This is a genomic window from Alkalibacterium indicireducens (assembly GCF_039522005.1).
GTDB lineage: Bacteria > Bacillota > Bacilli > Lactobacillales > Carnobacteriaceae_A > Alkalibacterium > Alkalibacterium indicireducens.
Map to the genome: position 1 here is coordinate 1 of NZ_BAAADA010000068.1, position 11703 is coordinate 11703.

Sequence of the window (11703 nt, forward strand, 5' to 3'; positions counted from 1 at the left end):
CTAACAGTTCCTACTGCCAAGTCTGTAGTGGACTTTCACCACCAAGTTGTCGCCCATGCCGGGCGCACAAAAAAACTGCAGATAGCGTTATGCTTTTCTGCAGGCTAACTCATTTATAGAGTTGGAAAATATACATTTTAGCTGATGTCTAGCTTCCCAGTTCCTTTTGGTCATAAAGTCTCAACAATCGACGTGTCGGTCCCTCGAGAAAAAGATAAATTTATCAGATTTTCTTAAATTTGATTCATTCCTGATTTTAAGAGTCAACTCGAGAAACTAACAAAATTTAGAGTTGCCTAATATTCATTTAAGGTTTAACTCAAAATAGTTTTGGTTTGAGAACGACTTAGTGACAGTGACTAAGTCGTTCTCAATTCATCATTTTGATCGAGAGTGACTTAGTGAGGTCGACTAGGTCACTCTCATCCGGATTGTAAATTTGAGCGGGATTTAGTGACATCGACTAAGTCCTGCTCAAATGATTTTCCATTTGAGATCGACACTTAGCTCTTTTTAGATCCAGCTCAAATTCTCAAGATACTCGAGCTCGCGGTAAAAAAACTAATTTAAATAAGTACAGACGATAAGGAACCCAGCTGTAACAGCTGGGTTTTCATCTTAAAGTACTTTATCTAAAAAGTCACGAGTTCGTTCATTTTGGGGGTTGTCAAACAGTTGTTCAGGTGAGCCTTTTTCAACGATATGGCCGTCATCCATAAAGATGATACGGTCAGCCATTTCACGGGCAAATCCCATTTCGTGCGTCACAACCACCATGGTCATTCCGTCTTCGGCTAATTTTTTCATGACGGCCAGTACTTCTCCGACCATTTCCGGGTCCAGGGCACTGGTTGGTTCATCGAAGAGCATGATATCGGGTTCCATGGCCAACGCACGGGCAATGGCCACTCGCTGTTTCTGTCCGCCTGACAGCGAGCTTGGGTAGGCGTCTGCTTTGTCAGACATGCCCACACTTTCAAGCAGACGCATGCCTAATTTACGAGCGTCGTCAGTTGAAAGATTTCTTAACTGTTTCGGAGCCATAGTGATATTCTCCATCACACTCAAGTGAGGAAACAGGTTGAACTGCTGAAACACCATACCTATGTTCTCGCGTATTTTATTGATGTTCTGTTTAGGATCGGTTAGATCAAAGTCATCAATGATCACTCGCCCGCCATTTACTTCTTCAAGCAAGTTCATGCATCTGAGAAAGGTACTTTTTCCTGAACCGGAAGGGCCGATAATAACGACCACTTCCCCTTCTTTCACTTCCAGATCCAACCCTTTTAATACTTCTAAATCACCAAAACTTTTTCTTAATCCTTCTGTTTTCAATTTAGTCATATTTGATCAATCTCCTTTCAATCAAATTGGACAATTTCGTCAGCAATGTGATAATGACCAGATAAATGAGTCCAACGATGATCCACATTGAACCAGACTGGTAAGAACGTGCGATGATGATACGTCCTGACTGAGTGAGCTCTACTATACCAATGACTGAAAGAATAGATGTATCTTTCAATGTAATAACAAACTGGTTAATAAGGGAAGGAATCATAATTTTGACCGCCTGCGGCAAGACGACTTTTTTCATTGAGACACCGTAAGGCAATCCCAAACTTCGGGCTGCTTCAAGTTGCCCTTTGTCTACAGCTGCTAAACCGCCCCGCACCTGCTCAGCTATATAAGCTGTCGTGTTTAAACTTAATGTGAAGATCCCTGCAGTGAAGGCAGTGATCTGGATTCCAAATACTTGTGGGACCGTAAAGTACATGAAAAAGGCTAAAACAATCAAAGGAATTCCTCTAAGAACAGTGACATAAATATCGGCAATGACGTTTAATGCTTTGCTTGGAGTTGCGCTGAACAGTCCAATAACTGTACCAGCCAGCAGAGAAATAGCAAATGATACAAGTGTTAGTATCAATGTGCGTCCAAGACCAGACATTAAGTCACCAAAGTTTGCCTGCAGAAGATCAAAAAATCCACTGCTTGGTGCAACGTCAGAACTGTCTCCCAAGTATCGTTCAACTATTTCATCATAGGTGCCGTCTTCCATGACATTTGCAAGTCCGGCATTGAACATTTCAAGCAATTCCTGATTCTGTCCACGGTTCACTGCAAAACCGTACTCATCGCCTAGTTCAGGCTCTTCCGGGAAACGCAGTTCAAGTCCCTGCTGAATAGCATATGCCATAACAGGATAGTCTTCGATGGCTCCGTCAGCATGACCAGCTAGAACAGCTTCATACATTGTTGCTGAATCTTCAAACTGGCTGATATCAATGTCATAGTCAGCAGCCAGCTCTTGGGCAAATTCAGCTCCTGTGGTTCCCACTTTAACCGCAAGTGTTTTCCCATCCAGGTCTTCGTATGAATTGATTTCTTCATCATCTTCTCGAACAGCCAATACGGGTCCTGATTCAAAGTAAGGATCTGAGAAATCAAAAGACTCTTGACGTTCGGGTGTGATCCCCATTGCCGCAATCATCCCGTCGACTTGATTTGTTTCCAATGCCTGAAGTCCGGCACTAAAGTTCATCGGAGCCAATTCATAATCGAAGCCCTGATCTTCAGCAATCGCTGCGAGTAATTCAATATCAATCCCTACGTAATCCCCATCTTCGTTTTGAAACTCAAATGGCGCAAAGGTAACATCAGTAGCTATAAGGTAGGTATCTTCCTGGGCACGGCCGAATGTAGGGCTCACCGTACTGGTGAACAGCATGACAACCACAAAAAGCATTCCAAAAAGAGTAGTCTTTTTTAATTTAGTTTTCATCGTTTTCTCCTTTCGATTTTTCATCACAAATAATAATTTTACAGTATATAAGCAAGAGAGACAAGGAAAGAGAGACAAATAATATTTATTTACGTCAATAAATCGGATAAAAAGAGTGCCTAATTTTTCAAAAAACCGTTATATGAAACAATATAAGTACTTTCTATTTCATATGCGTTCCATTGTTATGATTGGCTATTAAAAGGGTGCACGAATATATGGAAATGTGGTACAATAGGGACGAGTAAAAATTAAAGGTAAATTTTAGTAAACATTTAAACGTATAAAAAAGGAGTGGATTTAATGGCTATTCTAGTTACAGGCGGCGCCGGGTATATTGGCAGTCACACGGTGATCGAACTGATCAATGAAGGATATGAAGTGGTCGTTGTCGACGATTACTCCAATTCTAAACCGGCAGTTATTGACTGTATCGAGGAAATTTCAGGAACACGCCCTGTCTTCCATGAAGTCAATATCACAAATAAAGGAGCGCTGAAAGAGGTCTTCGAAGCCCACGACCTCGAAGCGGTCATTCATTTTGCAGGCTACAAAGCGGTCGGTGAATCTGTTGCTCAGCCGCTTAAGTATTACGACAACAACTTGAATGGCACGATCGTATTAATGCAGCTGATGAATGAATACAATGTCAAAAAGATGGTCTTCTCGTCAAGCGCAACTGTATACGGCATGACAAATAAGGCTCCATTTACAGAGGATATGCCATTGTCTACGACAAATCCTTACGGTACAACCAAGATGTTCATCGAGCAGTTTATTCAGGATCAGTACGTAGCTGACGAAGACTGGAGCGCTGCCCTGCTTCGCTACTTCAATCCGATCGGAGCGCATCCTTCAGGTAAAATCGGTGAAGACCCTAATGACATTCCAAATAACCTGATGCCTTATATCACTCAAGTCGCTGTCGGGAAACGCGAGAAATTGTCAGTATTCGGATCTGACTACGATACGCATGACGGGACTGGTGTCCGTGATTACATCCACGTCATCGACTTGGCGAAAGGCCATATTCGAGCGCTTGAAAAAGTCCTTCAGACCACTGGCGTCGATGCCTACAATTTGGGTACAGGAAAAGGCTATTCCGTTCTGGACGTCGTCAATGCCTTTGAAAAAGCCAACAATGTTGAAATTCCATATGAACTGGTCGACCGTCGTCCTGGGGATATCGGTACGAGTTACGCTGACGTTTCGAAAGCTAAGGAAACCCTCGGCTGGGAAGCCTCATTCGGCATCGAAGACATGTGCCGCGATTCCTGGAACTGGCAGAAGACGAATCCGAACGGGTATATGGATTAATATATAATGAAAAGAACCGCCTGATACGGCTCTCCCTTCTTACGTAGTGAGAAAGAACGTGAGCAGTATCAGGCGGTTTTTATTTGTAGTTCGATCATGGATCAACGCCAGTTTTCACGGCTTGGAACCTATTCTTTCATTCAGTAGATAGTATCCCAATCCAGTAATAATCGGCACGATGAGCGCCAGAATTAAAGTGATTGCTGTTGGTAGATTAGTCAACTGATCGTGAATCAGCCAGAAGTAAAACATCTGCACAAGAAAGATGTGGTAGGATGCCCGGCCAGTCAAAATGAACAGACGGGATAATATGAAATCACCATTAACGTTTAACCCCTTCATCCCCAGCATCACCAGAAGCAGCACGTAAAAGTAGGACGGTGCATGCTGACTATGCCAGTACTCTTCGATGATCATTTCCCAGTTAAAATAATGCACGGCTGTGATGTAGATGAAACTAAAGAACGCAGGTCCGATCAACCATTTAAGTTTGATTTTATCTTTAAGAAGGCCAAGCCATACCCCTAATGTCAGTGAAAAGATATGCCTGATGATTAGAAGTCTATAGAGACCTCCGGTGATATCTAGCTGGTAAGCAGCTAATTCTACCACGAGGCTGATGAAGAACAGTGCAATCATCCATTTTGTCGGATGAACACGCATCACACTATAAATGATAGGAACTAGGAGTGACGCCTGCAAGATCATTGGAATAAAGTAGCTACCCGGCCCATACCCCCCTTTTACAAAAGAAAATAATAGATCCAGCGATGGATCCCGGTCAAAGTAAGTGAGCTGGACAATGATTTGTAAAAGCCAGATAAATCCGAACGGTAGCAGCAGACGTTTAACTTTATTCATTATATAGTCTAGTGTCATAATGTCTTTCAGTGTGCTGTAGCCTTTTCTTATAAATGACTGAGCTGAGTTGTATCCAAACAGAATAATGAACACTGGGACGGTCTGCCAGATATAGTAAGGCGCGAGTATAGTATAGAGTGTGCTGTCAGGTAGGGCGTGGATCAGGATGACCGATACGATCGCAAGAGCCTTCAACACATCGATGGCGTTATTTCTTGTTGTCATAATGCATTTCTCTCCTTCATAGAAAAGTATACTCAGTAGGTTAGAAATAGCAATTTTATTGCCTCAATTCGTAAAGGCCAGACAGCTCTATTAATTGGAGAGAACTTATTGCCGGCTAGTAGGTTAGGATTACTAAATAGACTTTTTTTGCATCTTCGTTCTTAAACACCACAGGGAAACTATCACGGATTTCATTGTGCAGATAATTCTGCTTGATATAGGCACTGTAGCAGTTAATCTGATTCGTAGACTAAGTGCTAACAAAAAAGAGAAGGCCATCGCCTTCTCTCACTAAATTTTTCAGTTCAACTATGTTTTAATGTTTATCACTTTCAAGCAGTCGATCTAATCCTATCTTCTTTAGAAAAATAACGAATTTACTTTTCTCGTTTTTAGATACAACAACACCTTCCTGCATTTGCATGAAGGTCGCATTAACGGATCCACCAGCTAGAATGGCCAGCGAAAGTTTCTGAAGTAACGCCAGAAGCACCATAAAACTTCCTGTAAGAGTAAAGAAAGTTGAGTCTTCCGGCAACTGATTAACAAAGAGCCGGTAACTGATTATTGCAATCAGTAACGCAGCTGTAGAAAACAGCGCGCCGGGTATGACATTCCTGAATCTTTGAACGACATTTGGTACAAAGTAGTATAGGAAGCAGAACGTGAGAAAAGCGAGCGGTACAAATACTGTCCACCTTCCGGCAGTTGTTCCGGTCGATTGTTGGATAAAGAATACGACAAAAGCGATCCAAACCGCGAAGGCCGTCGTCAGAAAGAAAGCCAGGACTCTCAATACGACAATGTTGTGTCTGTTCTTAACACCATAAGCCCGGTTCAGCCCCATCAGTGTCGAAGCCATGGTCCAGCTTACTGTCCAGATGGTCGAAACTGTCGCAACTAAAAGAACTCCGACATTTGAGCTGTCATAAATCTGAATCATGTCCTTAACAATCTGTTCCGCTAATGGCTGGGGGGCTATACGATAGACGAACCAGGCAAGACCCGTCAGTTCCAGCTGCAGCTGTTGAAGCCAGTTGATAATGCCTACGATGAGAGGAAAAGTAGTAAGCAGGACGTAGTATGTGACAAAGGCAGAGTGCTGCCAAATTTCGCCTTCCCTTACCCGGTTCGTGATGTTTTTGGCCCAGTCCCTTTTAGGTAGGCGGTCTAATAAATTTTCGAGACGCATGTAACATATTCCCTTCTGTGCTCGTTGCTTGCTATGTAAGGTTGTGATTTCACTTTATTACATGAACAGTTCTATTTAATCAGTGAATGAACGTCCTCGACAAGCTTACCAGAATATAACCTCTTATGCCATATACAATGTCAGCTCAGGTGTGTATTCCCAAGCTTAGAGGTTATTCTTTTAAAAGAGCTGTACAATTTGTTATTCTCAGACTAGTTAAAAAAACTTCTAAATTTTGCTCAATGACTCATTGCTAAATACAACAAATCTAGTACGATTACATATTAAGGAGACTGCTTCCGTACATGCTTTATAAGCATTCTTAATAAGTGATTGTTAAAGTCGAGTTCAGGGCAGATTTATGTGCTGAACTCGACTATTATGCTTATAGAATTGAGTTTAACATTAGAGCAGACTGCTGAACTGGAGTCAATTATAGACCAGTAGAGTTTAGCTCCGTAAGAGTTTATTAAACTTCACTTTTTTCAGAAATAGTGAAGTTCAGAAGCCCAGTTCTATTCAAACTCTATTATGTTGATACCTTTAATGGTGTTTGAGTAATAAACACTACTCATTAGACTCACACTCCAGCCGGTCCAACGCATTCTGAAGAAAGCTGTCCATCCGCTCGATCATCAGTGCTTCTGTGAGATCTGTCCTTTCATAAGCCAGCCATCCCCCGTAAACTTCAGACTTATCTTCCACAAAGACATTGCTCAGCATTTCGAGGTCCCAGTATGGTGGATACGCCAGATCTGGATCTTTTTTTCTGTATGCCTTTAGAAAGTCATCCGCCGCATCCTGACCGTACAGCATAGCCAGATTCCACCGGCAGTGACCGATATCGACTTGTCTCGGTCCCATGCAGGCGTTCGGCCAGTCTACGACCGCGGATACTTTGTTGTTTGTGAACAGCACATTAGTTGGATGAAAATCTCTATGAATAAAGGTAGACACCGTTTCAGGAGCTGGTGTCTCTGAGAGATAACTCATCATAGTCTGCCAGTTTTCAGGACTTGCTGACCACTTAGCCTGTACAGGAATAGTCGGGTCGAAATAACGGAAATAGCTGGACGAACAAATGATATGTGTCGCCTGATTGATAAGGTATAGAGCTTCTGCCAGTTCACCTATCCAGTCTTCGGTGTAATTTCTATTTAAAATAACCTCCCCTTCTACTTTTGACATAAGCAGACTTGGCCACGTCGTTTGTTCTGCGGTAGGATCGGTCGCAATGAGAACCGGCATCGTTACAGTCAGTTTTTCGGCATGAGTTAAATTTTCCGCTTCCTTAAATGCGATGTCCGGTTCCATTTCCAGCCACTTTTCATCAGTATATTCTCTCAGCACCATTTCCATTACGCCATCACTCACTTTGACTTTTAAAAGGGTCAGATCGGACGACATGCCTCCCATAAGCGGCTCGTATTCTAATAATTCTCCGTCGATAGACGCTTCAATCCACTGTATTGTCTGTTCACTGATCTGATGCATCGCTTATCCTCCGTATCGGATGTTTTATTTAATAAGGAACGCCATTCTGTAGAATGGCGACCATTATTGCTCTTTTAAAGATCATTATTCACAACGAATTGTTATTTGAACCATCTGGTCGAGTCATTTTGAGGTGCTGAATGGGTCATAAACTGATTTATGGTACATTCGTCTTCGTTATTAACAGGCGAATGTACCATACCTAAATATATTGTTCATTCCGCAAGAATATATTCTGTCGAATGGTGCAAATCCTGAGATATGGTCCATTCCCGTTCTAAAAACCTACGAAAAAGAGCACATGCCTGCCTCTTTCGGACACATCGTCCTCTAGTCGCAGCGCATGTGCTCCTTATTTATCATCTGTCGCACGGCTCCACACTCGTTCGTTGTCTCCGACAGGCAATCAGGAATCAGTAGCCTGTCTGCCAGTCATATTCCATGTGTTTAGCTGTATGAGCAGCGGTTTCTTTACCATAGAGCACGGCTACTACGTGCAAAGCCATTTCGATTCCGGCTGAAATACCGGCTGAGGTGATCAGGTGGCCTTCGTCCACAAATTTGACTTCACGTTTGACATCGACAGATGGGTACGCCTTTTCCATACGGTCCAGTGCTGTCCAGTGAGTCGTTGCCCGCTTTCCTTCAAGCAGTCCAGCCTCAGCCAGGATGAATGAACCGGTACAGACCGACGTCATCTTCTCGACGACCTCATCCTGATTTCTGACCCAGTCGACCACTACTTCATTCTTTCTTTCAACTTCCCTGGCTCCGTATCCACCGGGGACCACCAGCACGTCCAGTTCAGGATGATTGTTGAAGTGATAATCCGGTTCGACTTTCAGGCCGTTTCTGGCACGGATCATGTCTCCAGTTTCGGAAATTGTTACCACTTTGAACCCTTTGACTGCCTGCTCGTCTTCTGTAACAGAAAAGACTTCATCTAGTTTCACCACCAAGGAAACTCGGTACTTTAGTGCCGAGAGGAATTGGTGGGTTTGTGAAACTCAATTCTTTAGATTTTTTTCACTATAGAAGTCCTTTCTGTTAACTTTTCACTATTAATTATGATATAATGTATTTAGTGAAAGGAGGTTTTGGGATATGGATATTACACTTACTGCTAAACAACAAATCTTTCCGGATGAAAAACAAGTTCAAACCTTTAAAGATACGATGAATACGTATACCAGAGCTTTGAATTTTGTTTCCGAATGGATTTTTAACCACAACTTTAACTTGAAGCAATTTAGTATTCACAAAGAAATCTATCATACAGTTCGTGAGACGTTTAGTCTAAAATCCCAACTTACGCAAAATGCGATTCGTGATGTTATTGCACGCTACAAGGCAGTCGAAACGCAACTCAAAAGTAAGGGTGGTCAATTAGAGCACTTGTGGTACCCATTGAATTTTAAGACGCCTCAGCTTACTTTGACTCGCGACCGTGATTATAGTTTCTTGAAAACAGGTCAAGTCTCCATCAATACAAACAATAAGCGTGAAAAAGTTGATATTACTTTTAAAAATCGTGAACATTTTCTTGAAGGACATAAATTGGGAGAAGCGAAACTAATCACCAAGAACGGCAGATGGTTCCTTTATATTTCTGCCACCAAAGAATACCCTGAGTTCCAAAAAGAAAAGGTTCAGCATGTCGTCGGCATCGACAGAGGCTTGCGCTTCTTGGCAACTACTTTCGACGAAAAAGGAAACAGTCATTTTATAAATGGAAAAGAAATATTAGCCAAGCGTCGCCACTTCAAGAAGCTTCGACAGTCATTGCAGAAAAAGAACACCAAATCCGCTAAACGAAGAATTCGAAAAATAGGTCAACGAGAGAACCGTTGGATGACCGATGTGAATCATCGATTATCGAAGGCACTCGTTGATTACTATGGACCGAACACCCTTTTCGTTTTAGAAGATTTAACCGATGTTCGATTTGCGACGGAAAAACACCACAAGGACAGTCGATATGAAGCAGTCAGTTGGGCTTTCTATCAGTTTGAGCAACACTTAGCTTACAAGTCCCGAATGAATCAATCGGAAGTCTTGAAAGTGGATGCCCACTATACGAGCCAGCGCTGTCCAAAATGCGGGACTATAGACAAGGAAAATCGCTTGAGCAGGGAACATGCTTTCTTTTGTAAAAATTGTGCCTATAAATCAAACGATGACCGAGTAGCTGCCATAAATATTCAGCAATTAGGAACAGAGTGGATATCCGGAACCAAACGTCCCTGCTATACGAAAGTCGAAATAAATTAAGGTACACATGATATATTCTGTGTATTGCCGTAGAAGTCAATCTGCGGGTAAAGGGTAGTCCTTTACGAGAAGTAACCTAAAATAGGAGCTTGGAATCAAGCGTTTTGTACTATTGCGCTTAGAGTTACAAGCCCGGTACTTTAGTGCCGGGTCATTGACAAGGTCCGGCAAAATCCAGGACTTCCACATCATCAAACAGTAATATCCCTACAGTATATGGGCTCATTTCACTCATCCTTCAGTATAAAGGCTTTAAGAAGCAGGCACACTCCAGATACGATACTGATTATACCGGCAATTCCAAGAAATTCCTGTTTTGTCGGCATACGGTATTCCACACTGAAATCCACTTCGTGTTCACCTTTTTGATAATGAAACCTTTTTGTCGCCATGCTGATCACCTCCTCTTAAGTGGGAGTTTATTCGCCTTGCTGCTTAGTTAATATCCGAGGCCCTTCTTTGGTGATGGCAATCGTATGTTCATATTGACAGCTCAATCCACCATCTTGAGTACGTGCAGTCCAGCCATTATCGTCCATTTTGGAGCGCCATGTGCCTGTATTTACCATCGGTTCGATCGTGATGACCAGCCCTTCTTTCAGACGCGACCCTTTCCCAGCTTCACCGTAATGTGGAACACTTGGTTTTTCGTGAAGAGTCGGTCCAATTCCATGTCCGATAAATTCACGAACGACAGAAAAGCCTTCCGCTTCAACGTAGGTCTGGATCGCATGACCGATGTCACCAATGCGATTCCCCAACTGAGCCGCTTCAATGCCTTTATAAAGAGCCTCTTTCGTGACATCCATCAGTTTCTGAATCTCATCAGTGGGTTCACCCACGCTGTAACTCCAGCATGAATCTGCTAGCGCACCATTTAGATTGATTACCATATCCACTTTGATCAAGTCACCTTGGTTCAGCTTTTCATTTCTGGGGAATCCGTGACAAATTTCATCATTTACACTGACACATGTTGCATATTCATAACCCTGATAGCCTTTCTGCTCAGGGGTCGCACCATGCTGCTTCATCAATTTTTCAACGTATTCTTCAATATCCATACCAGTAATGCCCGGTTTGATAAAATCGCGCAATGATTCGTGGATAGCTGCAAGAACATCCCCTGCTTTATCCATTGCTTCTATTTCTCTAGGTGATTTCAAGGTAATCACGACCACATTCTCCTATTCTTAACTATTATCTCTATTAGTATAGCGAAAAACCGCTTCTGACAAAACCTTTTTCTCTAAATCAGTGCGCAGCTTGATTACTCTATATTGTCATACGTCATAATTGATAAAAGAAAAAGCCCGCTGGTCGGCAGGCTTACAGAACTATCAAGCGTGAAAGCCCACGGTTTTAATCGTGGGATGAGAGCGTACATTGAGATAAGTGCCTGCTTGGTTTGTCTTCTTTTTATTTTAAAATTAAGTATACATTTCTCTAGCCTTTCCGTTGACGGAGTGATATAAGTGAACTACCCACCACTTAAATCCTCCGGATTTTGAAGTGGGGGCTTCCTACGAACTCCATTCTTGTCTGCACAGGTTTC

The 11703-nt window shown here is 42.5% G+C and carries 10 protein-coding genes; 2 read left to right on the forward strand and 8 right to left on the reverse strand.

The genetic code is table 11. From position 1 onward, the window contains the following. Positions 1 to 618 precede the first annotated feature (618 nt). Complete coding sequence (locus ABFX15_RS04285) at positions 619 to 1347, reverse strand: amino acid ABC transporter ATP-binding protein (protein ID WP_346024265.1); 729 nt, start codon at positions 1345 to 1347, stop codon at positions 619 to 621. Continuing rightward, positions 1340 to 2788: an amino acid ABC transporter substrate-binding protein/permease gene (locus tag ABFX15_RS04290; RefSeq protein ID WP_346024266.1), complete on the reverse strand. Its 1449-nt coding sequence runs from the start codon at positions 2786 to 2788 to the stop codon at positions 1340 to 1342. Before ABFX15_RS04290 ends, ABFX15_RS04285 begins: the two co-directional genes overlap by 8 nt. A 303-nt stretch (positions 2789 to 3091) precedes the next feature. Here ABFX15_RS04290 and galE point away from each other — a divergent pair, with 303 nt between their 5' ends. Continuing rightward, on the forward strand, positions 3092 to 4105 hold the full coding sequence (galE, locus tag ABFX15_RS04295) for a UDP-glucose 4-epimerase GalE (protein ID WP_346024267.1): 1014 nt from the start codon (positions 3092 to 3094) through the stop codon (positions 4103 to 4105). Positions 4106 to 4219: 114 nt separating this feature from the next. Here galE and ABFX15_RS04300 read toward each other — a convergent pair whose 3' ends face one another. The 4 genes from ABFX15_RS04300 to ABFX15_RS04315 form a co-directional block, all read right to left on the reverse strand. After that, positions 4220 to 5191, reverse strand: coding sequence for an acyltransferase family protein (locus ABFX15_RS04300; RefSeq protein WP_346024268.1), 972 nt, complete (start codon positions 5189 to 5191; stop codon positions 4220 to 4222). Between the two features lie 316 nt (positions 5192 to 5507). Next, the gene (locus tag ABFX15_RS04305; protein ID WP_346024269.1) at positions 5508 to 6383 is read right to left on the reverse strand and encodes a YihY/virulence factor BrkB family protein; all 876 of its coding nucleotides are present in this window, start codon (positions 6381 to 6383) and stop codon (positions 5508 to 5510) included. Positions 6384 to 6950: 567 nt separating this feature from the next. Further along, positions 6951 to 7877 carry an aminoglycoside phosphotransferase family protein gene (locus tag ABFX15_RS04310; protein WP_346024270.1) on the reverse strand — a complete coding sequence of 309 codons (927 nt, stop codon included), beginning with the start codon at positions 7875 to 7877 and terminating at the stop codon, positions 6951 to 6953. 413 nt (positions 7878 to 8290) lie between these two features. Beyond that, positions 8291 to 8830, reverse strand: a complete 540-nt coding sequence (locus ABFX15_RS04315; protein ID WP_346024271.1) for a DJ-1/PfpI family protein — start codon at positions 8828 to 8830, stop codon at positions 8291 to 8293. Positions 8831 to 8981: 151 nt separating this feature from the next. Here ABFX15_RS04315 and ABFX15_RS04320 point away from each other — a divergent pair, with 151 nt between their 5' ends. After that, entirely contained in the window at positions 8982 to 10148 is a 1167-nt protein-coding gene (locus tag ABFX15_RS04320) for an RNA-guided endonuclease InsQ/TnpB family protein (protein ID WP_346024272.1), read from the forward strand. A gap of 227 nt (positions 10149 to 10375) precedes the next feature. On the opposite strand, the gene ABFX15_RS04325 is transcribed toward ABFX15_RS04320, so the two are convergent. Beyond that, on the reverse strand, positions 10376 to 10540 hold the full coding sequence (locus ABFX15_RS04325; protein WP_346024273.1) for a hypothetical protein: 165 nt from the start codon (positions 10538 to 10540) through the stop codon (positions 10376 to 10378). Between the two features lie 27 nt (positions 10541 to 10567). After that, on the reverse strand, positions 10568 to 11323 hold the full coding sequence (gene map, locus ABFX15_RS04330) for a type I methionyl aminopeptidase (RefSeq protein ID WP_346024274.1): 756 nt from the start codon (positions 11321 to 11323) through the stop codon (positions 10568 to 10570). Positions 11324 to 11703: the final 380 nt, after the last annotated feature.